The following is a 26,037-nucleotide window of genomic DNA, read 5'->3' as shown; positions in this document are numbered from 1 at the left end:
TAAAACATTTATTCTTTAATTTTTATAGCCAGTCGCCATGAAATGCCTTCATCTGCTCAACAGTTCCCTCGAACTGTGCTTCTGTAAAGGCATCCTGTAAACGCATAAGGCTTCCACGCTGTGCTGCAAAAAAGACGGTCTTCCTGTCTGTTATCATTTTAAATAATGATTCATAATGACCTTCTCTCAGATAAATATATCCGAATTCCACTTTTGTATAGGCTAAATCAGCAAAGTCTTCACCTTCCACTAATTCTCCAACTGCAGTATTGGCAAGAATTTCTTTTACTTCTTTAAGCTGGTCGCCTGATAATTTTTCTGCTTTTTCCATGTTTATTTTTCTTTATTAGGTTTTGGTTATTGTTAATCATATTCACTAAAAATGTAAGAAAATGGCTCTAAAGGATATTGCTCCAGCCACTTTGCATCTGTTACTTTAACCGTTATTTCATAAGCCGGCCATTTTTCAAAAGAATAGAGATCTATAATTTCTTCATTGCTCAATTGATAAAAGTCCGGATAAGGTACATCCCTTATTTTTTCTATTTTTGAGCTCACAATGAACTGTTCCGCGATCTCCCTGTGTCTGAGATAGAGTGTGTGGGTATCTCTAATGTCTTTTTCTTTTATAATGGCGTTTAGTTTCTCAAACAAAGGTCCCTCTATCTGGTACTCCTTACCGGAAAAGGATTCCAATCGTTTTAGCATAAACTTCAGCACACTCATTTTTGTTTCCAGGAATATGCGGTCATCATCTTCACTCATGATCATCAGTTTGAAAGAAATAGTATCGCCATTGATTGCTGTTTCATACACTACAGGTCTGCCCCATCTCAAAATAGATTCAGGAGAGCTTGCATAGCCATTCTTTTTCTTGGGGTTCAAAACCATTTGAGTCATTTCGCCATCAATATAGGAAGATCCCATGCTACCACTGCCGCACTTTATGATCCCCCAATCTGTTTCACGTTTGTGTAAAATACCAAATGACTTTGTTGTTCTCACAAGGGTTCCCTCCCACTTTTGCAGATTTTCGTCAGACAAATCGGTAATCATCGTATTGGAATCCTTATAATATTTCTCTCCCAATGTAGGAAACCACAAAATATCTTTCGGGGTTTTGAGCAGGTAATCCGGTATCATATACTTCCAAATGGGCATAAAACCTTCTTTTGAAGTCAGGTCTGAAGGAGCAACAGGGGTTTCGTCCTTAATGGGAAATCTGGGTTCGCAGGCATCGTATTCCCGTGCCGGATCAAATGCTGCTGAATCCCAATACTTCATATCTTTCAGGTGCTCCAGCCATGCAGGATGTGTTACCGTGATATCCAGAACTCCATTCTTCCACCCTCTTTTGTTGGGTTTCCCCATTTTCAGATCCACCGATTGGATAAAAGCCCGTGCATTTTCCCTCATCCATGATTCATCAAGGGTATCATCAAAATCAACTTCTTTTTTTATAGGAGAATCGTTATTAACGTTACGATAAAGCAGCATTAATGCAAATCCCGGCGAAGCATTAATGTAATTGCTGTCAGGATGAATAACCTGAACACTGATTTGAATTTTTGATTCCTGGCGTTTTATAACACCAACTTCGTAGAGTGATGACATTGTAATTATTTTTTAATATTAAATAAATTCCAGTCTAGAATAACTTTTCGGACTACGTTGAAGCTAGTTTACGGCAACATGTTGTATCACAGCATTATTCTTCAATCCTTTTGTATCATAAAAAAGGCATTCCACCGTATGTTCATCCGCTATTTTTAATTTTCCCGGATAATAATTTCCTGAGAGACCGGAATTAATTTTTTTAGTGAATACCAAATCTGAATTATAAACAGAATATTCCCAAACTTTGTTTTCGTTTTGTGAAAGCACTACGATGTTACCATTGGTAAATACTACTATTTCTGCCCATTCGATATAATCAGATAACTTAATTTTAATATTCTTTTTAATATAAAAATCGGTATTTGTTTTCGTCAGATTCATTTCGTTAAACCCAATTCTCTGGGTTAAAAAAATGGGGTCGTTTGAAGAGCCAATATAGAATCCGCTAAGCTTTACCAAATCCGGATCGGAATATATATGATCATTAAAGTATTTAAACTCTGTCTGATCTTGGAGGGTTCTGCCATCAAACTTGAAAACATATGTTTTGTATTTCATATTAGTCTGGTCCAGATTAGAAGTAGAAAAATAATAGTCTGAGCCCACCTTTGAAATTTCTGATATATCCATTCCACCAACATCATTATTTACAGAGATGATATGGGAAATCGGATCTAAGATTTCAGGTAAATAAGCTTCTTTATCAGCATGAAATTTATTCAGATCAACAGTAATGATTTCAAGCTTCTCATTATATCTGATTTCTTCAGAAGCAGCTAAAACATGAATTTTATCTCCTTCAATAATCAAATCTTTCAGGTAACAGGAATAATCATTTTTAATAGCATAAGCAGCACCGTGCTGTTCCAGATTCACCACTGTAATCATAGGCTGCCATCTCCTGACATAACTCTCCTTTGAATTCCCGTAACCGTACTCATTGCCCCCAATGATAAATTTTTTAAGCTTTGTATTATAGCTGATTGTCTGTGCCCGATAGGTGGGCCTAACCTTTAAAATTTTATAATTTTGATCAGTTGAAATGATAATATCACGATCATCATAAAATCCGACTGAAAAATCTATTGCTTTATTGATGAGCGGATCTCTTTTCTTTTCGTCTTTTTCCAATGCTTTGATTCGTCCGACCAGCATATGATTGCCCAGTTCATCAGTTGCCTCATCCTGTATTACCACCGAGAATCCTTTAAAATAAATAGGATATTCTTTAATCGCCTTATCCAGAATTCTGGGGTTTGGCGCTCCTATATTGATCCGCGGGGAAATAGTTTTAGCCTTAGAAGTGGTTTTTTGTTGTGCCAATACCGGCAATCCGGCCAGAAATGTAGCAAGAATAATATATTTTTTCATAGTTTATTCACCGGTTTCCATTCCGTTAGAAATAAAAAACTGCTCTAGCAATTCTCTTTTTGTAGTGCATTCATCACCATAACTGATTTTTTGGGAACTGAACTCAATTTTATCGCAATCAAAAGCGAATGCTATATATTCAAAAGGGTTACCTTTTTCATCAAGAAATACGATTGCATTTTTTAATTCAGAACAATCAAATTCCTGACTGATGGTTTTTACCAGCTCCATTTTCTTATACCCATAATTATAGAATAAATCAGTTAATGTATTAAGATCGACTTTGTTAAGCTGTTTAGACGATATTGCTTTTGAAATGTCGATTATTTTAGGAGACTTAGCATAATAATCCAGTTTCCAGTCTTTATCATTAAAAGCAATTAACAGTACTTTTTTAGCTTTATTAAAGGGATAAAAAGACGCCCTTTTAGCTTCCGTCAATTTATTACGATGCATACAGGTCATGTTGTCAAATAATGAATTGCTATCTGATATGGTTACAACTGCTCCGGTGGATTCATCATATTGCTGCAGATCAGATAAAAGGATGCCTTTAGACTCAATATATTCGTTTAAATATTCCAGAGACAGAGACAGGTCTGTTGGTTTTTCCAAATCAACTTCCGGGTGATTATCATTCATCCAGGAATTAAATTTTTCTGTCTTTGAAGTCAATTCCGTAACGTAATTATCATGATCATTTGTAGGAGCCAACATCACCTGGCTTACCTTTCCTGCCACTGTGGTGATGGTCATATTCCATTTAGGAAATTTTACATCAAGCAGTTTCAGATATTGTGACTGGTCTTCTACTACATAATAGTTTTGATTTTTTCCGTCCGGTTTTTTAATCACTTTAAACTTCGCAATTAACGTTTCGGAATCTTCTAAATATTTGTTTAAAAATTCTTTTCTATCTGTAATTACTGTTGAAAATTTTCTTTTGAATTTAAAATCAGGGGTGAGCATACCGGCTAATTCTTTTTTCTGATAGTTGTTGAAATAGCTTAGAAATTGATCTGCCGTGCTCATTTTCTGTGCAGATACTGTGATAGAACTTATTGCTGCCATTAACAGGCATAGATATAATTTGGTTTTCATGGTTTTTTAAGGGTTTGTGGAAAGATATCAACTCCTTTGGAAACAAAAAACACTTCCAGAAATTCTCTTTTGGTATTGCATTCCTGGCCATAATTCATTTTTCGGGAACTGAACTCAATCTGACCGCAATCAAAAGACAGTGCTATGTATTCAAAAGGTTTGTCATTCTCATCTAGAAAAACTATTGCATTTTTAAATTCAGGACAATCGTATTTCTGACGAACCGTCATTTCCAATTTTTTATACCCGTAATTATAAAATATATCAGTTAATCTGTTAATATCGACTTTATTAAGCTGTTTAGTCGATTGAGCGATTGCCAAATCGGTTATTCTGGGAGTTTCAGCATAATAATTCAATTCTTTATCTTTATCCGTAAAGGAGATTAAGAGTACTTTTTTAGCTTTATTGAAAGGATAAAAAGAGGTTCTTTCGGCTTCCGTCAATTTATTTTGATGCACGCAGGCCATGTTGTCAAACTTTGAATCTTTATCTGTTAACAGTTCTGGTATACCGGTAGACTCATCATATTTCTGCAAACCGGATAAAGAAATTCCTTTGGATTGAACGTATTTATTCAAATATTCCAGAATGAGGAACGGATCTGTTAATTCTTCCAAATCCACCTTTGGATAATGCTCAGTCATCCAGGCGTCAAACTTTTCTGTCTTGGATTTCAGTTCCGTCATATAAGCATCATAGCCCTCTGTTGGTGTAAGCGCAACTTCATCTACTTCTCCTTCTACTGTGGTGATGGTCATATTCCATTTCGGAAATTTAACGTCGAGCAATTTAAAAAACTGTGACTGTTCTTCTACCACATAATAGGTTTTATCCTTTTGTGTCGTTTTTTTAATAATCTTATATTTGGAAAGCAACGTTTCAGAATCATCAAAATAAAAGGTAAAAAAGTCATATCTGTTTAAAATCTCATCCGAAGATTCATTTTTGAATTTAAAATCGGACGTTGTCATCATCGCTAATTCTTTTTTCTGATAATTATTGAAATAGCTTATGAATTGATCTGCCAGAGACATTGTCTGTGCAGATACTGTAATAGAACTTACTACTGCCATTAACAGGCATAAGTACAATTTGGTTTTCATGGTTTTTATTTGGCTAATCCTCAACTTAAGATATCTTAAAAAAACACCCTCTTTAATACAGGATTGATATTATTTTTTTTAATTATTGTTTTACTTTTTATTTATTTTTAAACTTATGTAAAACGGGAGCACAATATATCAATTAAAATTAAGCCTGGAAATAAACTTTTGTTCAAATGCATATTCGTTATGATATAAAAGATATTCGTTGGGAAGACCGTTCATAAAAGCAAAAAACCGGTATTGGAAAATAATTGGGCCGGAATATATTGTAAGAGCCTGTTTAAATCTCACCATAATTTATATATATTTGATTACATACGGTTTACATTGTCATAACTCAATAGATCTGAATTGTTTCTAATAAAAAAAATAACGCAAAGTTGATGAATAATTCCGCTTTATTTTAAGAACAGCATATTAATCAATATAATTATCAGGTCGCTCCTACGGAGCTCACCTTAGATCATCTATCAAATTCTATGAACAGAGTACTCTTACGGAGCACTTAAAAAACTTAAATAACATCATTTTCTTATGGAAATTTATACATTGATCATCAGTTATAACACTTAATATAACCTGAATATTTTGGAGCTCTATTATCTGATCATTATAAACATCTGTACATCATTGCCTTTTTAAATCCCGAATTCATCCTTTTCCCAAATCCATAAATTACGCAATGGTAATCCACTGTAAATGGCTATTTCCGGACGGTCCAGCTGCGATTCTAAATTTAATTCTCCATAATTCTCCACTGTTATATTAACTTCCTTTAAATTGGGCAGAGTGTTCAGTACCCGCACATCTGTCACTTTTGTTCTGTATAAATCAAGACGCTCGAGCTTTTTTAGCGGTTCTAGGCCTGAAATATCATCTATCTCATAACTTTCTAAGAGGGTGAGCCATTTTAGATTGGGAAATTTCGATACCCCTCTTAAATTCATTTTATCCTGAAGATTTGATAAATCTAATTTTTCAAGGGCGGGTAAGATTTCAAACGAAGAAAAATCTTTCATCTTACTACTTTGCAGGTCCAGAACTTTCAGCTTTTTCATGGTTTTCAGCTCCAGTCTCCCCGCTGCATGAATCTGAAGGAATTCTAAATTAGGAAACAGGTTCAACCCTTTAATTTTACCATTATGCCCATAAAAATTCAACCTTTTTAAAGATTTCATTTTGGGAAATGTGGTAATATCAAATTTACTTTCATTCACTATTTCCAAAGATTTTAAGCGTTTCAAATGTTCAAATCCGGTGAAACCAACTCTTGAATTAAAAATTAAAAACTCCAGCTTTTTTAAGCTTCCTATATCGAAAGTCTGCTTCGTTTTTTCAACATTGAGCTCTAATTTTTTCAGCTTTTTTAAGGTCAGGACAGACTCTGCGGTTTCTACTGAAACTTCAGCACCCATTTTTAAAGTTTCCAGGGCTGTAAATTGTCCGACCGGATAGGCTGCCGGACTTTCAAGGGATTCATAAAAATCCAGCTCTTTCAGCTGATCCTTTAGCGGAAGCAGTCTTGAAAAATTCCGGGATTGTATATGATTGTCTTCATGACATCTGAATTCAAAGCTCGTCAGATTGGGAAAATGTTTGAAATAAGTATGTTTTTTGATGACAGAGTTGCTCATTTCAACTCTCCTGATCTGCCTGGCAATGGGTAAAAAAGCATCTGCATAAAACCTGGACTCATCAAATAGCAGACGGTCTACCTTTTCAAATTTCCCAAGATTATCAATTGTTTTTTCTTTAAAACCGGTAAAATGTAATTGATTAATATAGTTTTTAAGGGATAATACGTTTTTTAAACTGAATGGTTTTTCCCCTGTCGCGAAATGACAGCTTATTTTTTTATTAAAAGGATTTTCATGCTCTTCTGTGTCTTCAACGGTGGTATCGGTATCTATACCGATTTCCTCAAGCTTCTTAAACCCCAAAAGTCCGGCAATGCTCCCTATCCAGCAATTATTGAAACTAATATCAGATACCGATTGATCAAAGGGTATAAAGGAAACATCGTCAAACCGTGAATCGGAAATATGGATACTTCTGATAGATCCCTGCTTTATTTTTTTTGGTTTGTAAGTAAAGGTTATCTTATGGAGACTTAGTGAGTACAGGTCTTCGATATTGCTCAGCTCCTGAATATTATCAATATGACAATTTATGATTGTAAGCTCCTTAACCACTTTGTCCACCGATGTATGGAGACCTCTAAGACAGCTGGCATCAAAACTCATATTGGAAAAACGGATCTCACCCGGGAAATCCCTTATTACTGTGCTGTCATAATTTCTGAACGTCACATGATCCAGATAGAAATAATGACAATGCTCCAATTTCAATAAATCAGAAAAACTGGGAATAATACAGTTGGTGAGATATAAAGTGGTCAGCCTACTGAGATAGGGCAAAAATTTGGAAAAATCATCAATTGTTACATCTTTGAGCTCTAATCTTCTGATAGGGGCAGGCTTCTTGCCACCCTCCTGAGAGGTGATGTCCAAAATCTCTTCTATTTTTTTTATTTCTTCGTCTGTTTCCAATGGTATATTGAGTTGATGGTTTTGTTTTATTCTTAATTAGTCTGTGATGAATATCTTAGAAGATTTTAAATCCCGAATTTATCCTTTTTCCAAATTGATAAATTACGCAATGGTAATCCACTGTAAATAGCTATTTCCGGACGGTCCAGCTGCGATTCTAAATTTAATTCTCCATAATTGCTCACTGCTATATTGACTTCCTTTAAATCCGGCAAAGTATTCAGCACGCGTATATCTGTCACTTTTGTTCTGTATAAATCAAGACGTTCTAATTTCTTTAAAGGTTCTAAGCCTGAAATATCATCTACCTCATAACTTTCTAAGAGGGTGAGCCATTTCAGATTAGGAAATTTCGATATCCTTTCTAAATTAATTTTTCCCTGAAGACCTGACAAATCTAATTTTTCAAGGGAAGGTTGTATTTCGAACGAAGAAAAATCTTTAATTTCACTATTTTGAAGGTCCAAAACTTTCAGCTTTTTCAAGGTTTTCAGCTCCAGTTTCATTGCTCCGTGAAGTTTCAGAAATTCCAAATTAGGAAATCGATTCATCCCTTTAATATGGCAATCATAGCCAGAAGCGCTCAATCTTTTTAAAGATTTCATCTTTGGAAGTGTCTTAAGATCAAATTTTCTGTCACTGATGATCCCCAGTGACTGTAAGCGTTTCAGATGCTCAAATCCGGTGAAACGTACTTTTGTTGAGATATCCGCTAAGATAAGAGTTAAAAACTCAAGCTTTTTTAACCTTCCTATATCGAAAGTCTGTTTTGTCTTTTTAATACTTACATACAGCCTTTTGAGCTTTTTTAAAGTCAGAATGGATTCAACGGTCTGCGCTGAAACTTCAAAACCGATTTTTAAAGATTCCAGGGCTGTAAACTGTCCGACCGGGTAGGTTTTCAGCCTATTCCGTAATTCATCTCTTTCATAAAACACCAGTTCTTTCAGCTGCTTTTTCAGAGGAAGCAGTTTTAAAAAGCTCCGGACATCTGCATTTTCTTTTTCAAAACATGCTAATTCAAAACCTGTCAGATTAGAAAAGTGTTTGAAATAAGTATGTTTTTTGATGACAGAGTCTCTGAGTTCTATTTTCCTGATTTGTCTGGCAATAGGTAAAAAAGCGTCCACATACAATATGGATTTGCCCAATGACAGGCTGGTTAACTTTTCAAATTTCCCCAGATCATCAATCGTTTTTTCTTTAAAACCGGTAAAATGTAATTCATTGATATAATTTCTTAGAGACAGTACATTTCTTAAGCTGAATGGTTTTTCCCCCTTCACGAAACTGCAGATCATTTCTTTATTAAAAGGATTTTCCTGTCCCTCTGTATCTTCAACGATGGTATCGCTGTCTATCTCCATTTCTCCAAGCTTCTCAAATCCCGAAATTCCTTCAAAACTTCCTATCCTGCAGTTTTTAAAATCAATATTTCTTACCGATTTTTTAAAGGGTATAAAAGAAATATCATCAAACTGCGAGTTGGAAACATCGATCATGCTGATAGATTTCTCTTTTATTTTTTTTGAATGACAGGTGAAGGTTATTTTGTCTAATTCTAAGGAATACAGTCCTCCGATATTGCTCAGCTCCTGAATATTATCAATATGACAGTTTTTAATAAAGAGATGCCTGAATATCTTTGTTGATCCCGATGCCTGCATACCATTCAGACAACAGGCATCAAAGCTCATATTGGAAAAGCGAACATCATGCGGAAAGTCCCTTATGATATTGCTACCATTATTTTTGAATGTTACATTATCAAGATAAAAATAACTGCAATGATCCAGCTTCAATAAGTCGGAAAAACTGGGAATGATACAGTTGGTGAGATCTACTCTTCCTACCTTACTGAGATAGGGCAAAAATTTGGAGAAATCATCAATTGTTACATCGTTGAGCTTTAATGTTGTTAAATAATCTGATTTTTCATGGTCTTGCCCAGGTTTTATACCTAGAATGTCTTCTATTTTTTTAATTTCTTCGTCTGTTTCCAATGGTTTATTTGTTTGATGATTCTCTTTCATTTTGCCTGTTGCTTAATTTTTTGATGGCTAATTAATTATTAGTTCTAATTCTTTGCAGAAAGCTTTTATGATACTTTTATCTTAAAGCAAAAATATTCAAAAATTCAAGATTGAAATCATCCGTCCAAAATAAAGAACAACAAATTATTAAAAAATAAAATCCGGCGATTTTCTATATATTGCATATTGAAACAATTAAAATTTAAACCATGAGAGTAAAAATTTTCGTAGACAGCGACATTACAAAACTGGAGGAAAAAATCAATTTCTTTTTATCAACCAATGATATTGATATTCATGATATAAAATTCTCTGCAACGGCCGGAGATATTTGTGCAATAGTAATTTACATGATCTAAGAATAACAAAAAAAACTATAAACTTATGTTTGACCATGTAGAACTTACAAATGAAAGACCAACGGAAAGCGGTTATTACTTTGTTAAATGGAGTGAGAACGAAGAAAAGCTTCTATTATGGATTGATTACTTAATCAATTCTGGAGTAGAATTCTGGTGTTGGAGATATACAAAAAGTAGCGAGCCATCCGATGTACATTTCGATATTCAAAATCCTGACTATCCTCAATTTTCAGAGAGAATTCCTACTTCTGATGAATAAAACACCAATTGTTGTATGTTTTTAAAAGGGAACAAAAAAGGCTATTCTTTAGTAAATATAATTCAGAAGATAGCTTAAAACAGCAAATAGCTATAAGTTCTTGGGATATCCGGGGTCGTAAATAAAAAAAGCCCCTAAACAGGGGCTAAAAGTGACCGCAGAAGGATTCGAACCCTCACTGTCGGAGCCGAAATCCGAAGTTCTATCCATTAAACTATGCAGCCAGATTCATGAGCAGTATTAAAGACTGAAAACAGCCTGCTGCTTATGATTTCGAGTGCGAAAATAATGATTTTTTTACAATTTCCCCTAATTATAGAAGCTTAATTCTAAAATCCTTTTTATTACCGTAAAGTGAAAGTTCTTTACAACTGTTTCAATACAAAAACAAACTGCTACAAACATTTACATATCAATATTTTACAAACTGATGTATCAAAAAAGAAAAAACCTTACATCCGAAAATGTAAGGTTCATCTATTTTAAAATTTCTTTAAAGCTTAGAAAGTGATTTTCACCCCTCCCAGGATCTGTGCTCCCAGTACTTTATACCCTTTATAAGTCTGGTATTTAGAGCTCAGCAGGTTGTTTCCAAGAGCGAAAACACTAAAGTTCTTATGGATTTTATACTCTGCGGAAAGATTCAGATCAGCATAACCGCCTACTTTATCATTTCTGTTTTCTGTAGACTGGAATACCATTCCTGATGGCGCTGCTACTCCTTCAAAACCAAATGAATTAGTCGTTCTGTCACTTGCAAAAATTCCCTTAAATCCAAGAAGAAGTTTTTTGTCAAGCATCGTATATTTCGCTCCGATGCTTGCATTCACTAAAGGAACGTTATAAATATCCTCATAGTTTTTCAGGTCGTATTTCGTAAATCGTACTTCACCATCAAGGATAAGATTTTCAAGCGGGAAATATTGTACACTTCCTTTGATGTCACTTACATTTCCGTCATCATATACGGCAGAGAATGTATTGGCAAAATCATAGGCAGAACGGTTCAGCGAATAGGTATTATTGAAAAGGTTATTCGCCTGGAAGAACATAATATCCCTCATCTTTCCGTAACCCGCAGAGAAGTCGTATTTGAACGTTTCATCAATATCTCCTCTCAATCCTACATAAAAGTGATATTTCGTCTCTGTAGGCTTTAAAAACTGGTCAGAAAGAATGAATGGATTAGCCTGTAACATATCTCCGTATGTATTCAGCTTCAAACCACCGTCTACCCCTCCGTAGAATTTAAATTCTTTCGCAGCAGCAAACTGGAATTCAGCCTGTGGGAACCAATACGTCTTATTATTTTTCTGCTGGGCAAAGTAATCGTTTGAATTCTTGGAATTCAGGAAAGCAAATGAAGATCCTAACGTCAAATAAGAATCTCCTTTTCTGAACGTTACTTTCGGAAGTAAATTGGTATTTACAAAATTGGATGAATTCTTATCTTCGATGCCGAAATCAGTTTTTACGGCTTCAAGACCTACTCCAAGATCCGCATTCAGATTGATTCCTGATTTTCCAATCTCCACCGCATGTTTGGAAAGATTCGCCAAAATGGATACCTGGTTTTCCTGAGCATCAAAATGATCTTTCAGGAAGGATGATTTTACCCTGATGTCATTCAGAATTTCATTCGAATAAAAATCATAATATCCGTTTACTTTGAACTGGTTGACTCTCTGTTTCAGATCAACATCTGCAGAAGGCTCCAGGGCATAAATCCCGTAATATCTGTTATTATCCAGTCCATATTGTGCATTCAGGTTAAATTTCCCTTTTTCACCATATGAATTTAAGTAAGCTCCGATCGCTGTAGAACTCTGCTTGGAATCCCATGCATATTCTTTTTTCAGACCTAATGTAGAAAGGAAATGGAAATCTGCCCCTACTTCAAGCTTATTTTCAAGCGTTTTGGAAATATTGGCATCCGCAAGAATCTTCCCGAAATTACCCATTCCAAACTGCAGATAATTATTCTGAGCCGTTCCTTCAAATTTTGGAGTTACATCCTGCCCCTGAATGGTAGAAGTTTTAAAATCTGAAACAGCAGGAACATCTGTAATCGTATATTTTACAGGATTCTGGGATTTCTCTTCCGGCGGATAATTCTTAATTGTTTCTACAGAAGTTTTCTTCTTCTCGATCTTCTTCACTTCCGGCTCTCTTTTCTTATTAAGAATCAGTTTTTCTTCTTTGATCTGGGAGAACGCTACTGACGAAACCCCTAAGAATAATATGGATAATAATTGAATTTTTCTGTTCATTACTATGAGTGTATTTATGTGTTCACGTAAAAGTCCTTCAACGGCTGTTTACATGAACAGGATACTGCATTTTTACTTTTTAATCTGCTTTTTAACCTCTTTTGCTTCTGCTACGATTTCAGGGAAATCTTTATAATTTTCAATGATCTGATCGCAGGTATAGCTTGCCTGGTAATTATCTTTCAGTCCGACATAGTTTTTCGCCATCAGCACCAGTGCTTTAGCTCCCCAATAGTCTTCTGATGCATAGTTATTGGCCAGCTTAAAGATTGTCTCATTAGAAGACTTGTAAGCCTTTCCTTTATTCTGATAGTACGCTTTTGCATACAATGCTTCTGCAGCTACCGATGTATTGGATGATTTCTCAAGAGAAGTATACGAAGCCTGGGCATCTTTATCTTTCCCTGAATTCATCAAACTTCTTGCTTTGATCACTTTAGCAGTTTCAATAACTGCCGCAGAGTTTTTCGTATTGGCAATCACAGCATCAGCCAGCTTTTCAGCCTGAGAGAAGTTTTTCTCATCCGCATACAGCTTCATCAGCTCAACATTGGCGTAGTTTTTAATGCCGACATCTGAAGAATTTTTGATGTTTTCAAGGTACTTCTTAGCCTCAGCAGTATTTCCTTGCGCGATAAAGATTTGAGCTAAACGAGTTTGTGCATCATCCTGGTAATCATTCTGAATTCCAGCCACTTCCTGCAAAACAAGTAAAGCTTTAGTTGAATTATTGGTTTGGTAATAACTTTCTCCTAATTCATACTTCGCCTGGTACAGTCCCTCACCTGTAGGATTTTGGGTCAGGTACTTCTCATAATAAGAAATTGCATTTTTATAATCTTTCTTCGTGAAATATTGTTTTCCTGTTGAAAGGTTGATCTCATCGATTTCAGAAGCATCCACATTCACCCCGATATTTCTAGCAAAATTTTCATATCCGGAAACATCTCCGTTTTTCGTGAAAATAGGTTTGGCAGCCTGAACGATCTTGCTGGCGTACGCTGTATTTTTATACTGCTCTCCTAGTGATTTCAGTTCAGAAAGCGCTTTATCATTCTGATTCTGGTCGATATAATTCTGCGCTCTGTATATAGAAGCATTAGCAATAAGATCTTTATCCGAAGACGTTTTAATTACCTTTCCGAAATAATCATTGGAATTGGTATAATCATCCTGAGCTGCATAAGCTGCTCCTATTTCGTACTGCGCATCATCATAATATTCAGAACTTGGATATTTGGATAAAAGGTTCTTCATATTCGTGATCTTAGCCTGTGTATCACCTTTAAATCCTAAAGCCATAGCCTTCTGATACAAGGTATAATCTGTAGCATCTTCATTTTTATCATAAATAGCAATCGCTTCATTCAGATCATTGTTAGCATAATGAATATCTGCCAGACGAAGTTCCGCATCATTCTTGAATTCAGGCTTTGGATTGTTCAGATACTGCTTGAAATAAGTTGCTGCCTGGTCAAATTTCTTGGATTTGAAATAAGCATATCCTAAATCGTATGATAATTGCTGCTTTTCAGGGAAATTTTCATTCAACAGTTTTTCGTAGCGTACAATGGCAGACGGGTAATTTCCTTTCTGGTAATACACCTGTCCCAGCCAGTATAATGCCCTGTTATAAAATTCTTTATTGATGCTGAATCCTAAACTTCTGAGGAAATATTTTTCCGCTTCATCATAATTTCCTTTGTTGAATTCTTCCGTTCCTAAAAGATAAGAAACCTCCTGATCCACCTTGTTGATCTCCGGAGTAGAACTCTGTAATTTATCAATAGCGTTCAGGGTTTCCTGGTAGTTTCCGGAATACAGATAAGATTTTACCAGAAGCGATCTCATTTCCGGAGCATTCGCATCATTCTGGTTGTTGTTGATATAGCTTTGAATTACCGCAGACGGACTTTCAAACGGGTTTCCGATATCGTAACTAAGCTTGGCGTACTGTTCGTGAGCCAGTTTTTTTACTTTTGCATCATAATCCATCTGATAAGAAGAACGGAATGCGGAAAGGCCTTCCTGCTTTTTATCTACCGCCAGATAAGCATTTCCTAACTGATAGTAAGCATTCTGAGCCAGCGCAGAATTACTGTTAAGAAGCTGGTTATAATAAGAAACCGCTTCATCATATTTTTTCAGCTGAGCTGCGACAAAACCCATTTCATACAGGTCATTTTCAGACGGGTTCTGCTGTACATTTAAATAGTCTTTCAGATGCGGATAGGCCGAAGTGTAATCATTTTTCATGAAATAACTTTCCCCGATGATCTTGTGAACTTCTGCTTTATAAGATTCAGAAATATTTTCGTTCAGCAATGCATTCCCTTCAGTAATAGCCTGATCATAGTTCTTATCATTATAGTACATCTGTACATAATAAGGACGGACAAGCTTGGAGAATTTTGGGTCGTCTTTTACAGAGTCAAAATATTGGAAAGCCCGGTCATTCTGCCTGTTGGAATAATAAAGATGTCCCAGCATATAGGCGATATCCCCTTTCTGCGACTGATCAGCCGTTTTATAGGCTTCTTCCAGAGCATCAGTAGCCCCTTTAGAATCACCGGTCATGAACTTGGCATACCCCAATTTCAGAATATACTGTGTATTTTCTTCTTTTGAAAGCTGATACTGATTCACCTTTTTCAAGGTTTCCAACGCTTTGTCAAAATCTTTTTTAGCCAGATAATAATCCGCCAACGGAAGATTGGCCTGAGCAAAATAAGCAGAATTCGGATATTCTTTCATGAAAGCCGTTAATCCTTCTTCAGCATGATTTTTCTGAAGGATAACCCCAATCACATTATCAAAAAACTGTGCTGCCTCTTTTTTTGAACGTGACAAATTCTGATTGTAGAAATATTGTCTTGCATATTCATATTGGGAAGCATTGTATATTTTGGTCTGATAAAGATTTTCAGCTAGATTGAATCTGTAATTTTCTTTCTGTGTAAAATATTGAGACTGTTGAGCATCGGAAATTCCGAAATAAATGACCGCAGCCGCTAAAAGTATTTTTTTTGATTTCATTCTTTTTTGAATAAAAAAATTAGTCTATTATATCAACGAAAGTATTGAAAACTTATTGCTTAAACAAGTCTGCGGCGGGAGTTTAAGGAAAAATATGGAAAATTTAGCTATTTTTTAACATACTTTTATAATTATCATTACTTTTGTTTTTTTTCAAATCAAATATAGTTATTGGATGAATCAACTTTTTAGAAGAAAAATCTACTCAGATACGGACACCTCAACGGGTCTCTTAAGGGTATTGGGAGTATGGGACATTGTATTTTTTGGTATTGCGGCCATCATAGGTGCAGGAAGTTTCAGCAGCTTAGGTGAAGCCGTTTTCAGAGGAGGTCCCGGTGTTATCCTTCTATATTTGATATGTGGATTTGCCTGCGGATTTACAGCGTTATGTTATGCTGAATTTGCCAGCAGAATCCCTACGGCCGGCTCAGCGTACACCTATGCTTATGCCAGTTTCGGGGAGCTTATTGCCTGGATTATCGGCTGGGCACTGATCATGGAATATTCTTTCGGCAATATTTACGTGGCCTTTTCATGGTCTGATTATTTCACCAGCTTTTTAGAGCGTCTCGGAATGCACATTCCTGATTATCTTACCTGCAGTTATACTGAAGCCCGGAAAGCTTTCCAAAACGGTTCTGAAAATAAAGAGTTACTCAATGCATGGAAAAGCGCTCCGCTAATCGGAAGCCTGAAGTTTATCGTAGACATTCCGGCTTTGGTCATTAATGGCTTGATTACTTGGCTTTGCTATGTTGGTGTAAAAGAAAGTAAGAATTTCAACAACTCTCTTGTGATCTTAAAACTGGCTGTTATTGTACTGGTAATACTTGTTGGTTGTGCATATGTAAATAGCGAAAACTGGACTCCAGTCAGCCCGGTAACAGGAACACCATCCTTTATGCCTAATGGTTTTGCCGGAGTAATGAGTGCTGTTTCGGGGGTATTTTTTGCCTACATTGGCTTTGATGCTTTAAGTGTACTGTCTGAAGAAACCAAAGATCCGCAGAAAACCTTACCTAAAGGAATGATCATCTCTCTTGTTCTGTGTACTTTTATCTATATCGCCCTGACCCTTGTTCTTACAGGAATGGTAGATTACAGGAAGTTTGACGGAGTTGGAGATCCTCTTTCTTTTATATTTGAAAAAACCAATGCCAATGTAGCATGGATGGAACTTGTTGTTTCTTTTGTGGCTATCGTTGCTATTACCACTGTACTTTTGGTGTTCCAGATGGGGCAGCCGAGAATCTGGTACGCGATGAGCCGTGACGGACTGATGCCTCAGAGATTTCAGAAAGTACATCCTAAATATAAAACACCTTCTTACGCCACTATTGTAACAGGAATTGTAGTAGGAATCCCTATTTTATTTACCGATAAAACTTTCATCCTGGATTTCACCAGTATAGGAACGATATTCGCATTTGTATTAGTTTGTGCAGGAGTATTGCTTCTTCCGGCCAAAGAAAAAATTAAAGGAAGATTTCACCTTCCGTATGTAAACGGAAAGATTATTTTCCCTGTCATTTTCATTGGTGGATTAGCCGCTTTCTATTACTGGCAGCCGGAGTTTTTCGATAACCTTATGAACTGGAAAGATCCCAAAGAAGGTGAATTCAGAGCTTCGATCTTCTTCTTTATCCTGATCAACCTTGTTTTGTGTATTGTTACATTTATCAAGAATCTGTCTCTGATCCCGCTGATCGGCTTAAGCTCATGTCTTTATCTTCTTACCGGAATGAGCCACGACAACTGGTTCTGGTTCGGATTATGGTTTGCCATAGGAATGGTAATTTACTTCGGCTATGGCTACAGAAACAGTAAGCTTCGAAAAGAAATAAAATAAACGATATATTTCAGAAAATAAAAAGGGCGAAAAGGCAGATCTGCAGTTTCGCCCTTTTACTTTTTAACGCTATACAAAATCGGCAGAATTATTGCTTTAACTTACTGAACAACATCAAACTACATCACCATGTCAGAAAGAATAAAAACTTACAGAGAATTTTATCAGTTCTATCTTACTGAGCACAGGAAAATGGGAACCCGAATTTTTCACTTTATCGGAACCCTGCTTATCTTTGTGGTCATCTGGTATGTCATCAGCTCCGGAAAAGAACGATTTTTATGGTACATTCCGATCTTTGGATACGGTTTTGCATGGTTCAGTCATGCTGTTATTGAAAAAAATAAACCGGCTACTTTCAGATATCCTTTATGGTCCTTAATCTCGGATTTCAGGCTATTTTTTGAATTATTGATTGGAAAACAGAAGTTCACAGGTATTGAAGCCAAACCGAAAGAATCCACCAAATTATAATGCTATTGAATTTTGTGTGAAAATTTGCTGTTTTTTTGAAACGCAAAGTTCATTTATAGGCAAAGCACATTTCAGGCAGCAAAGTGTAGATTCAACTCTGGTGATTCGATGAAGCTGTAGACCAGCCTTCAGCTAATTAGTCAGAGTTATAAAAGCTTACTGAAAATCTTCGGTTTTCTTGCGCCCTAAAAGCAGCATAATCATTAAAAGCCTTGCGACTTTGCGGTGAATCTGCGAAGATCTGTGAGAATTAAAAACCCTAAAATCTGTGTATTCTGTGCAATCTGTGGGGAATCTGTTTGTATTGATACTTTTTTTGAAATGTAAAGCCTGAGCCTCTTTCAAAAAGTATAGGAAAATGACAAGCAGATTGATAAGATAAATAACTGTAATGTTATTCATACTTACAAAATTTAATGCGTATGATTAATATTGCTTTTCAAGAATATCATAATGAACAGTATTGATTACTTTTTCTGCTAAGGTATCTCCAGCAACTTTAATATTCTCAGGGATATAGGAAGATAATGTAATCGTTTTATCTTTATTTAAAGTAACAACAGACTCTTCCAGAACCTGATCTCCCACATAAAACTGAATCCTGTTTTCAGTTATTTTCCAGAAAGAAAGTCTTGGCTCAGTTGGTGTACAATTCCCGGAACTTCCTTCTATACGGTTATAAACTGCAAACCCGTCTTCTCTGATGGAATAATTCCTCATCAAACGGCAATCATCAAAATCTTTCACCACTTTTTTACCCTCTTCATAAAATCCGGCCTCTTTCAGTTTCCAGAATCCGATAACATCCTCTTTTTTTATTTTTTGTGCATTACACAGAAAAACCGCTGTAAAAAACAATATACCTGCTCCAATTCTATTCCTCATTGATCTTTTTATTTTGAAAAACGAAGATACAATAATATTACTGTCTTATGAGGGAGGAATATTCGAATTACAAGAAAGGGCCATAGGTACACTTTAATTTCTTTACTCCACATTCACGTTAATGTTGTTTAATTCTATACAATTGTTTCTTTTGGTTAAAATATTAAGAATATTAAAATTAAATCGTTAAAAATTAATGAACCAGAGAAAATCTATAGAAAAAATTTCGGCATGGTAATTGTCAATTAGGCCTTAAAATAAGTTTATGAAAAGTATCACAACCATTCTAAAAGGAGCTGTTCCTGCACTAGCATTATTCACCGTAACGCAATGTACAACAGCCAATGCAGCAGGAGCCGATGAAAAAACATTCATTGTAGGACCGGAAACTGCCGATTGTACCGGAGTAGCTCCAATGAAATGTCTTCAGGTAAAAGAAAAAGCTTCAGAAAACTGGACTAACTTCTACACCAACATTGAAGGATTCACCTACGAACTTGGATATGAATACGTTCTGAAAGTGAAGACAGAAAAAATCGCCAATCCTCCGGCTGACGGATCCTCTATAAAATATACATTGGTAAAACAAGTTTCCAAAACGAAGAAAAATACAGCCAATGCCGGTGAAAAAACCTTAATCGTAGGAGCTCAAACTGTAGACTGCTCTGCCGGGGCAGGACGTATGAAATGCATGCAGGTAAAAGAGAGTGCTTCAGAAAGCTGGACTAATTTCTACTCTCAGATTGAAGGATTCACTTACGAGCCTGGATATGAATATGTTCTGAAAGTGAAAACAGAGAAAATTGCCAATCCTCCGGCTGATGCTTCTTCTATAAAATATACCCTGATAGAACAGGTTTCTAAAACTAAAAAATAATTAAAAAAACGCCCGGCTTCGCCGGGCGTTTTTGATGGAAGCTGGAAAAATGAGAATGGAAGTTAGTGTCGGATCAGAATATTAAACAGCTATTTTATTGACTTCATCAACACAATTTAAATGTATTTATTTTTCAGTTCTTCAGGAACTTCCTTCTTATCCTTTCTCTGCTTTATTTCTTAGATTAAGAGTTTTTCTGAGGTGGTTCCGGATATTTTCCTTTAGTGGCTTCTCCTACGGTATTGGCAGTAGTCATCGCCACTACCAGATCGTTCAGCATATTGCTTGCCGCAGTTGGTGAATTCGGAAGAAGGACAAGATTACTCCGGTTACTTGCTCCTACGGCATGTAAGGTATCGTAGTGCTGTGTAACGACGATCAGAGCAGATGCTTCATGAGAATTGATATCTACGTTATTCAACATCCGCACAGATTCCTCAAGACCTTTAGCAATTTCTCTTCTTTGATCTGCAATCCCCTGCCCCTGAAGTTTTTTAGATTCAGCTTCTGCTTTGGCTACCGCTACAATTCTTATTCTTTGAGCTTCAGACTCATACTCTGCTGCTGTTTTTTCTCTTTCTGCTGCATTGATCCTGTTCATGGCATGTTTTACCTGTTCATCCGGATCAATATCGGTTACCAGAGCTTTAATAATATCATATCCGTAACTGTTCATTGCTTCCTGAAGTTCACTTTTTACCGCTACTGCAATGTCATCTTTTCTTACAAAAACATCATCCAGCTTTAGCTTGGGAACTTCAGCCCGAACAACGTCAAATACAAAAGAGGTAATCTGATTTTCCGGGTTTTCCAGACGGTAATAGGCGTCTCCTACCTGATTCCTGATCACCTGGTACTGAACCGATATTTTCATTTTGATGAATACGTTATCCAGTGTTTTGGTATCGATCATAACATCCAGTTGCTGAATTCTCAAATTCAGTCTTTTGGCGATCTGGTCAATAACCGGAATTTTAAGATGCAGCCCGGAATGTCTCACAGTCTGAAATTTTCCGAAACGCTCAATAATAGCCGCTGTTTCCTGTTTAACCACAAAAAATGAAGCAAATAAAATAATCAGTCCGAAAAAAATAATGGGTGCTAAATAAAGACTCATAGTTTAATTTTTAAGTATTAGTTATGATAAAGATAAAATAATTTTAGTTTTAAATCTGCTATATTTACGACTAATAACCTTAAACTATACCATGAAAATTATTCTATTAGCTTTACTACTGGCAATTTCCGGCTTACAGGCACAGCAGCATCAGCCTTATTACCCGCATCTGGATAATCTGTTTTTAAATAACAAAGAACATGAATACAATTATTTCATTTATAATAAGACCAATCTGATCAAAGAACTCTTAAGAATCAGACAAAAAACATACTATAATAACTACTCTTTCAGCAGCAGCCCGAATGGTATCAGTTCATTTTCAGGTTTGGAAATTATTCCATTGCAGCAAAATATTGAAAACTTTCTTTCTACCGGTATTACCTTACAGCTACTCGGTGATAAAAAAACACATATTCAGATCACTTATACCGAGGCTTTTGGAAAGAAAGAAGGCAGCCAGAAAACCAACAGGGACTTTGACACTCTGGAATCAAACCTTGATATCTATGATAAGAATAAAGTAGCACTCTCTTTTCCTTTACAGATGCTGGCACCTTTTGTAACCAATAAAGATCTGAAAGGAGAATTTTTCATCTCAGAAATAGAAACATTTATTGCACAAGGTAAGAAGGCTGTTTTTATTGCTAAAGGAAATTTCTCTAAAGCTTTTTATCTGAAAAACAGCGGAGTAAACAGCCTGCTCATCAAAAAAATAGTCTTTGAGTTGATCAACGACGAATTATCTGTCAAAGCCGTTTACCCGATTTCAAACGACTATTCGGGAAAATATGAATATTCTCCTGATTCTCAAAATAATATCCTGATTTTAAAAATACCTTTTCAGCTTTAACTAAACGGTCATTCCGATATCAATCCCTTTGATTTTTCTGTAAAGGTCGGTGGCAAAATTATCGGTCATTCCTGAAACAAAATCAATTACTCCAAGAACTTTCTGGTAATCGGTTCCTTCTTCATACACAAATTGTCTCGGAAGGAGTTTCAGGGCTTTTTTATCATAGGATTTTCTTTCATCTTCCGGTTTCAGAATGGATGGAATAAAATGATCGAGAAGCTCATACATTACGTTGTAACCGGCATTTTCAATCTCTACGACCGCTTTGTGGTTATAGATCTTTTCAATGGAGAAAGATTCAATATCGTGCAGTGCCCTGTTGTCAGCTTTGTAAACATCCAGAAGGGCTTTATCCAGGTTTCCTTCAAGAATGGTTTCGAAATTATTCCTGTAAATCTCAAGCGATTTATTGATTAAAGCATTAATGGCTTTCGCTCTCAGGTAAGAAATCTTCTCATTTTCATTGGAGATGGAAGCCAGCTTGTTTTTCACCCGGCCCATATCATTGCTTTCTGATTTCACCAATTCGAAAAACAGGTTTTCACAGTCGGCGGTTGATACAATTCCCAGCCTGTGGGCATCTTCCATATCAATAATATTATAGCAAATATCATCTGCAGCTTCTACCAGCCATACAAACGGGTGTCTTTTGAAAATATATGGTTCCGAACTTTCTGTAATCAGACTCGTACCCTTGGCAATCTCTAAAAACAGATCTTTCTCATTCTGGAAGAACCCGAATTTTTTCCGGTGTATAATTCCTTTTTTCTTAGCCACCGCTTCACAGGGATATTTTGCAATGCTGGCTAAGGTAGAAAATGTAAGCTGAATCCCGCCTTCATCTTTTCCCTGCTGGCGTTGTGCCAACACTCTTATGGCATTGGCATTTCCTTCAAAATTCACCAGATCAGCCCATTCTTTTTCATTGAATTTCGGTTTCAGGTCTTTTTCATTTCTTTCAAAATAGCTCGCAATGGCATCTTCTCCCGAATGTCCGAAAGCAGGGTTTCCCACATCATGACATAAACAGGCCGCCGCAATTACATTTCCTAAATTATGAAGATAGAAATTTCTGGAGTCTTCTGTCAACTCATTTTTATAGGTTTCGGAAATAAATTCTCCGATGATGCTTCCTAAACTTCTTCCTACCGATGATACTTCTAACGAGTGAGTCAGCCGGTTGTGTACAAAAACACTTCCGGGAAGAGGAAAAACCTGGGTTTTATTCTGTAATCTTCTGAAAGCGGAAGAGAAAATAATTCGGTCGAAATCTCTCTGAAAATCAGTTCTTGAAGCTTTAGTATGTGGATTGTTCCCTGTACGCTGATTGGTAAAAATCTGGTTTAAGTTCATCATTTTTCAAAATTACTCCAAATTTTATTTTTACGGAATAGTATTTGAATTTTTATTGAAAAGCAAAATTATGCCTGAAGGTCCATCCATACTCATCATGAAAGAAAGCCTGCAGTATTTTGTCGGGAAAACCGTGACAGAAGCTTCGGGTAACGCTCAATTCGACAAAGATCCTCTGATTGATCAGATTCTTTTGGACATCCGTACTTTCGGGAAGCAGACCTACCTTATATTCAGGAAACATGCAATCCGGATTCATTTGCTGATGTTTGGTTCCTATAGTACTGATGAACAGACCAAACCGGATAAAAGCCTCCGTTTATCACTGCACTTTCAGTCAGAAAGCATGTATTTTTACACCTGCTCTGTAAAACTTGTTGACTCTGAATTTCTGTCTTCTATTGACTGGGAAGCTGATGTTATGAGCGATCAGTGGAACCCTGAAAAAGCGGAGCAGAAACTGAAAGCAAAACCGGGAATGATGGTTTGCGATGCTTTAATGAATCAGGATATTTTTTCCGGAGTAGGAAATATCATCAAAAATGAAGTTCTTTTCAGAATCGGAGTACAACCGGAAAGCCTTGTAGGAAAACTGCCGGCTAAAAAACGGAAAGACCTTATTGCTGAAGCCCGAAACTACAGTTTTGATTTTCTGGAATGGAAAAAGGAATTTGTTTTAAAAAAGCACTGGCTGGTCCACACGAAAACAATCTGTCCGAAATGTGGACTGAAACTGATTAAAAAGCAAACAGGCTTAGGAAAACGAAGAAGCTTTTACTGCGAAAAAGACCAAAAGCTTTATTCCTGATATTACTATTAGATTAAAAATCAATTTCCATCCTTCATATTCCCGCAGATGATGCAGATTTTTTTTCAGATTTGCAAAATATCCTGGATTTACGGGAAAATTAAAACAGAAAGACTTGTGTCATCTGAAGAATCTGTGGGAGATTTTTTAATCACAGAAAAGCCTTAGCATTTTAACTGCACAGAACTCGCTAGTCAGAACTCAGGAACCCACCTGCATATTTTGTAAAGAACCCTGATCTGTAGACCTCTCCTATCGGAATTTCAGATTCATCAATATAGATATTATGGTTATCAAATGAATCAATGAAATCAACATTCACCACATAAGATTTGCTGACCCTTAAAAAAGCTTCACATGAAATTTTCTGATGGATGGTTTTCAGGTTCATGGCCGTGATAAGCTTCTGCTGGCGGGTATGAATCACAACATAGTCTTTCAATCCCTCAATAAATTTAACATCCGAAAAACTAATTTTATAAAATCTCCGGTCTGCCTTAATGAACAGAAAGTCTTCCGTATTGGATTCTACCGTATTTTTTATGGTATTTTTAGATAAAAGTTCGCTGTACAAAATAGCTTTCCCTATTGCTTTTTCAAGTCGTTTAGGATCAACAGGCTTCAGAAGATAGTCTACCGCTTCCAGCTCGTAACTTTTGAGAGCATATTGGGAATACGCTGTTGTGAAAATAACCAGTGTTCCTTCCGGCAGCATTTCGGCAAACTCAAGTCCGGTAACCATTGGCATTTCAATATCCAGAAAAATAAGATCGGCATCATTGGTTTTAAGAAAATCCAGTGCAGCCGGGGCATTAGAAAACTCTCCAAGAATCTCAATTTTTGAAATTTCGTTGATCAATGAGCGCATTTCTGCTCTTGCCAGTGGTTCATCATCTACTATAATACAGTTCATACAGGAATTTTTAAATTTACGGTATATTCTTTTTCTCCGGAAGCAATCTTCAGATCAAATGTACTGCCATATAACAGCTCCAGTCTTCTTTTAATATTGGCAAGCCCCAGTCCGCTGTACTTTTCGTTGGATATGATGAATTTAGGATCCCTGGAATTAATACATGTAAAGAATAATTCTTTATTTTCAACCCTGATGATGATCCTGATATAAGAATCTTTTCCACTGATGTCTGCACTGTGTTTTACAGCATTTTCAACAAAAGTAGTGAATAAATTAGGAGGAATAAAAACACTTTTCGAAGCCTTGTTTTCTGTATCAGCTTCAATATCAAAGGAAAAATTCTCTCTTCTTATCTTTTCCAGAGTAAGAAAATTGGAAAGGAAATCAATTTCTGAGGTCAGCAAAGTTTTTTCTTCACTGTTTTCATAAAGCTGATACCTAAGGAATTCCGAGAGTTTGACGATCACCGTGGATGCTTTTTCCGGATCTGTCCGGGTCAGTGCTTTCACATTATTCAGCATATTAAAAAGAAAATGCGGATTAATCTGATTCCGGAGTTCATTCAGTTCCATCTGAAGGGTAAGGTTGCTGAGTTCCATAATTCTTTTATTATCATGAATCCATTTTTGCAGAAGCTTTACGGTTGTTGTGGTCAGAATGATGGGTACACACATCAGAACACCTTCATAGATACTGCCCTTTTCACCTTCTGTTTTTATGTTGACAATCCTAAAATCGGAAAACAGGGTTTTAAATCCATATCCGATCAGGTTTAGCCCAATCACTCCCATTAAAACCAGCAATATAAGATAGGTAATATATCTTGCTCTGAAAAAGAACCTGGGCACAAGGACATAAATATTAATGTAAACCATCGTAATCAACATTATATATACAAAAAAGAGAATATAATACTGATATATACCAGAATACCAATGCCAGAACCTGGCACTGTACAACAGGAGAAAAAAGAAAATTAAAAACAACAGGTGTCTGGAAAGTCTGAACCGGCCTTCTGTCAGAAAATCCATAACAAGTGTTTCTTTGAATCTGTAGTTGCTTAATTTCATATTTTCCGGAGTGATGAATACTGGAACAAAAATAGAGAATAACGAAAACTATTCATATAATATTATACCAACCCTGTATTTTATTATACCAATTTTCCCGCACTCTGATTTCGTATAAAATA

21 protein-coding genes and 1 tRNA gene are annotated in these 26,037 nt (G+C 36.1%); 7 read left to right on the top strand and 15 right to left on the bottom strand.

The annotated features are described in order from the left end of the window. Positions 1-22 precede the first annotated feature (22 nt). The 7 genes from J2Y40_RS05005 to J2Y40_RS04975 form a co-directional block, all read right to left on the bottom strand. The gene (locus J2Y40_RS05005) at positions 23-331 is read right to left on the bottom strand and encodes a hypothetical protein (protein WP_153393213.1); all 309 of its coding nucleotides are present in this window, start codon (positions 329-331) and stop codon (positions 23-25) included. A 32-nt stretch (positions 332-363) separates the two neighbouring features. After that, a complete protein-coding gene (locus J2Y40_RS05000; RefSeq protein ID WP_153393216.1) occupies positions 364-1,614 on the bottom strand; it encodes a hypothetical protein in 1,251 nt (416 codons plus the stop codon). A gap of 63 nt (positions 1,615-1,677) precedes the next feature. After that, the gene (locus J2Y40_RS04995) at positions 1,678-2,988 is read right to left on the bottom strand and encodes a hypothetical protein (protein ID WP_153393219.1); all 1,311 of its coding nucleotides are present in this window, start codon (positions 2,986-2,988) and stop codon (positions 1,678-1,680) included. A 3-nt stretch (positions 2,989-2,991) separates the two neighbouring features. Then, positions 2,992-4,089: a hypothetical protein gene (locus tag J2Y40_RS04990; RefSeq protein ID WP_309997497.1), complete on the bottom strand. Its 1,098-nt coding sequence runs from the start codon at positions 4,087-4,089 to the stop codon at positions 2,992-2,994. Further along, positions 4,086-5,195, bottom strand: a complete 1,110-nt coding sequence (locus J2Y40_RS04985; protein ID WP_309997494.1) for a hypothetical protein — start codon at positions 5,193-5,195, stop codon at positions 4,086-4,088. Before J2Y40_RS04985 ends, J2Y40_RS04990 begins: the two co-directional genes overlap by 4 nt. Before the next feature lie 641 nt (positions 5,196-5,836). Beyond that, entirely contained in the window at positions 5,837-7,747 is a 1,911-nt protein-coding gene (locus J2Y40_RS04980) for a hypothetical protein (protein WP_309997492.1), read from the bottom strand. Between the two features lie 65 nt (positions 7,748-7,812). Then, positions 7,813-9,780, bottom strand: a complete 1,968-nt coding sequence (locus J2Y40_RS04975; RefSeq protein ID WP_309997490.1) for a hypothetical protein — start codon at positions 9,778-9,780, stop codon at positions 7,813-7,815. A 209-nt stretch (positions 9,781-9,989) separates the two neighbouring features. Between J2Y40_RS04975 and J2Y40_RS04970 the strand changes: the two genes are divergently transcribed. Both J2Y40_RS04970 and J2Y40_RS04965 read left to right on the top strand, forming a co-directional pair. Continuing rightward, on the top strand, positions 9,990-10,139 hold the full coding sequence (locus J2Y40_RS04970; protein WP_185151938.1) for a hypothetical protein: 150 nt from the start codon (positions 9,990-9,992) through the stop codon (positions 10,137-10,139). 25 nt (positions 10,140-10,164) lie between these two features. Further along, the gene (locus J2Y40_RS04965) at positions 10,165-10,401 is read left to right on the top strand and encodes a hypothetical protein (protein ID WP_153393234.1); all 237 of its coding nucleotides are present in this window, start codon (positions 10,165-10,167) and stop codon (positions 10,399-10,401) included. A gap of 152 nt (positions 10,402-10,553) precedes the next feature. Here J2Y40_RS04965 and J2Y40_RS04960 read toward each other — a convergent pair. From J2Y40_RS04960 to J2Y40_RS04950, 3 genes are all read right to left on the bottom strand, one after another. Continuing rightward, positions 10,554-10,625: transfer RNA gene (locus J2Y40_RS04960), tRNA-Arg, on the bottom strand. A gap of 276 nt (positions 10,626-10,901) precedes the next feature. Beyond that, entirely contained in the window at positions 10,902-12,671 is a 1,770-nt protein-coding gene (locus J2Y40_RS04955) for a TonB-dependent receptor (protein WP_153393237.1), read from the bottom strand. Positions 12,672-12,743: 72 nt separating this feature from the next. Then, entirely contained in the window at positions 12,744-15,707 is a 2,964-nt protein-coding gene (locus J2Y40_RS04950) for a tetratricopeptide repeat protein (RefSeq protein ID WP_309997486.1), read from the bottom strand. 175 nt (positions 15,708-15,882) lie between these two features. Here J2Y40_RS04950 and J2Y40_RS04945 point away from each other — a divergent pair, with 175 nt between their 5' ends. After that, positions 15,883-17,559 (top strand): APC family permease, encoded by a 1,677-nt coding sequence (locus tag J2Y40_RS04945; RefSeq protein WP_153393243.1) that lies wholly within the window; start codon positions 15,883-15,885, stop codon positions 17,557-17,559. A 129-nt stretch (positions 17,560-17,688) separates the two neighbouring features. Then, positions 17,689-18,033 carry a DUF962 domain-containing protein gene (locus J2Y40_RS04940; RefSeq protein ID WP_153393246.1) on the top strand — a complete coding sequence of 115 codons (345 nt, stop codon included), beginning with the start codon at positions 17,689-17,691 and terminating at the stop codon, positions 18,031-18,033. A gap of 426 nt (positions 18,034-18,459) precedes the next feature. Here the strand turns inward: J2Y40_RS04940 and J2Y40_RS04935 are convergent, their stop codons facing one another. Continuing rightward, on the bottom strand, positions 18,460-18,918 hold the full coding sequence (locus tag J2Y40_RS04935; protein WP_309997483.1) for a lipocalin family protein: 459 nt from the start codon (positions 18,916-18,918) through the stop codon (positions 18,460-18,462). Positions 18,919-19,183: 265 nt separating this feature from the next. Here J2Y40_RS04935 and J2Y40_RS04930 point away from each other — a divergent pair, with 265 nt between their 5' ends. Then, a complete protein-coding gene (locus J2Y40_RS04930) occupies positions 19,184-19,795 on the top strand; it encodes a DUF4377 domain-containing protein (protein WP_309997481.1) in 612 nt (203 codons plus the stop codon). Positions 19,796-19,979: 184 nt separating this feature from the next. Here J2Y40_RS04930 and J2Y40_RS04925 read toward each other — a convergent pair whose 3' ends face one another. Continuing rightward, entirely contained in the window at positions 19,980-20,912 is a 933-nt protein-coding gene (locus J2Y40_RS04925; protein ID WP_153393252.1) for an SPFH domain-containing protein, read from the bottom strand. Between the two features lie 91 nt (positions 20,913-21,003). On the opposite strand from J2Y40_RS04925, the gene J2Y40_RS04920 reads away from it, so the two are divergent. After that, complete coding sequence (locus J2Y40_RS04920; RefSeq protein ID WP_153393254.1) at positions 21,004-21,765, top strand: hypothetical protein; 762 nt, start codon at positions 21,004-21,006, stop codon at positions 21,763-21,765. Here the strand turns inward: J2Y40_RS04920 and dgt are convergent, their stop codons facing one another. Beyond that, positions 21,766-23,121: a dGTP triphosphohydrolase gene (dgt, locus tag J2Y40_RS04915; RefSeq protein ID WP_153399802.1), complete on the bottom strand. Its 1,356-nt coding sequence runs from the start codon at positions 23,119-23,121 to the stop codon at positions 21,766-21,768. A 70-nt stretch (positions 23,122-23,191) separates the two neighbouring features. Between dgt and J2Y40_RS04910 the strand changes: the two genes are divergently transcribed. Further along, entirely contained in the window at positions 23,192-23,929 is a 738-nt protein-coding gene (locus J2Y40_RS04910; protein ID WP_309997478.1) for a DNA-formamidopyrimidine glycosylase family protein, read from the top strand. Positions 23,930-24,119: 190 nt separating this feature from the next. Here J2Y40_RS04910 and J2Y40_RS04905 read toward each other — a convergent pair whose 3' ends face one another. Continuing rightward, positions 24,120-24,842 carry a LytTR family DNA-binding domain-containing protein gene (locus J2Y40_RS04905; protein WP_309997477.1) on the bottom strand — a complete coding sequence of 241 codons (723 nt, stop codon included), beginning with the start codon at positions 24,840-24,842 and terminating at the stop codon, positions 24,120-24,122. Next, positions 24,839-25,915 carry a sensor histidine kinase gene (locus J2Y40_RS04900; protein WP_153393262.1) on the bottom strand — a complete coding sequence of 359 codons (1,077 nt, stop codon included), beginning with the start codon at positions 25,913-25,915 and terminating at the stop codon, positions 24,839-24,841. Before J2Y40_RS04900 ends, J2Y40_RS04905 begins: the two co-directional genes overlap by 4 nt. Positions 25,916-26,037 lie beyond the last annotated feature (122 nt).

It is taken from the genome of Chryseobacterium sp. 2987 (genome assembly GCF_031456375.1).
Classification (GTDB): Bacteria; Bacteroidota; Bacteroidia; order Flavobacteriales; family Weeksellaceae; genus Chryseobacterium; species Chryseobacterium vaccae.
This window is presented reverse-complemented; position numbering and strand designations above follow the sequence as displayed.

What these genes read in the sequence shown, in the direction of transcription:
- J2Y40_RS04985 (WP_309997494.1), bottom strand. Translation starts at nt 5,195, where the DNA reads ATGAAAACCAAATTGTACTTATGCCTGTTAATGGCAGTAGTAAGTTCT.
- J2Y40_RS04925 (WP_153393252.1), bottom strand. Translation starts at nt 20,912, where the DNA reads ATGAGTCTTTATTTAGCACCCATTATTTTTTTCGGACTGATTATTTTA.
- J2Y40_RS04910 (WP_309997478.1), top strand. Translation starts at nt 23,192, where the DNA reads ATGCCTGAAGGTCCATCCATACTCATCATGAAAGAAAGCCTGCAGTAT.
- J2Y40_RS04975 (WP_309997490.1), bottom strand. Translation starts at nt 9,780, where the DNA reads ATGAAAGAGAATCATCAAACAAATAAACCATTGGAAACAGACGAAGAA.
- J2Y40_RS04920 (WP_153393254.1), top strand. Translation starts at nt 21,004, where the DNA reads ATGAAAATTATTCTATTAGCTTTACTACTGGCAATTTCCGGCTTACAG.
- J2Y40_RS04940 (WP_153393246.1), top strand. Translation starts at nt 17,689, where the DNA reads ATGTCAGAAAGAATAAAAACTTACAGAGAATTTTATCAGTTCTATCTT.
- J2Y40_RS04905 (WP_309997477.1), bottom strand. Translation starts at nt 24,842, where the DNA reads ATGAACTGTATTATAGTAGATGATGAACCACTGGCAAGAGCAGAAATG.
- J2Y40_RS04950 (WP_309997486.1), bottom strand. Translation starts at nt 15,707, where the DNA reads ATGAAATCAAAAAAAATACTTTTAGCGGCTGCGGTCATTTATTTCGGA.
- J2Y40_RS04955 (WP_153393237.1), bottom strand. Translation starts at nt 12,671, where the DNA reads ATGAACAGAAAAATTCAATTATTATCCATATTATTCTTAGGGGTTTCG.
- J2Y40_RS04900 (WP_153393262.1), bottom strand. Translation starts at nt 25,915, where the DNA reads ATGAAATTAAGCAACTACAGATTCAAAGAAACACTTGTTATGGATTTT.
- J2Y40_RS04930 (WP_309997481.1), top strand. Translation starts at nt 19,184, where the DNA reads ATGAAAAGTATCACAACCATTCTAAAAGGAGCTGTTCCTGCACTAGCA.
- J2Y40_RS04965 (WP_153393234.1), top strand. Translation starts at nt 10,165, where the DNA reads ATGTTTGACCATGTAGAACTTACAAATGAAAGACCAACGGAAAGCGGT.
- dgt (WP_153399802.1), bottom strand. Translation starts at nt 23,121, where the DNA reads ATGAACTTAAACCAGATTTTTACCAATCAGCGTACAGGGAACAATCCA.
- J2Y40_RS04935 (WP_309997483.1), bottom strand. Translation starts at nt 18,918, where the DNA reads ATGAGGAATAGAATTGGAGCAGGTATATTGTTTTTTACAGCGGTTTTT.
- J2Y40_RS04990 (WP_309997497.1), bottom strand. Translation starts at nt 4,089, where the DNA reads ATGAAAACCAAATTATATCTATGCCTGTTAATGGCAGCAATAAGTTCT.
- J2Y40_RS04970 (WP_185151938.1), top strand. Translation starts at nt 9,990, where the DNA reads ATGAGAGTAAAAATTTTCGTAGACAGCGACATTACAAAACTGGAGGAA.
- J2Y40_RS04995 (WP_153393219.1), bottom strand. Translation starts at nt 2,988, where the DNA reads ATGAAAAAATATATTATTCTTGCTACATTTCTGGCCGGATTGCCGGTA.
- J2Y40_RS04945 (WP_153393243.1), top strand. Translation starts at nt 15,883, where the DNA reads ATGAATCAACTTTTTAGAAGAAAAATCTACTCAGATACGGACACCTCA.
- J2Y40_RS05005 (WP_153393213.1), bottom strand. Translation starts at nt 331, where the DNA reads ATGGAAAAAGCAGAAAAATTATCAGGCGACCAGCTTAAAGAAGTAAAA.
- J2Y40_RS05000 (WP_153393216.1), bottom strand. Translation starts at nt 1,614, where the DNA reads ATGTCATCACTCTACGAAGTTGGTGTTATAAAACGCCAGGAATCAAAA.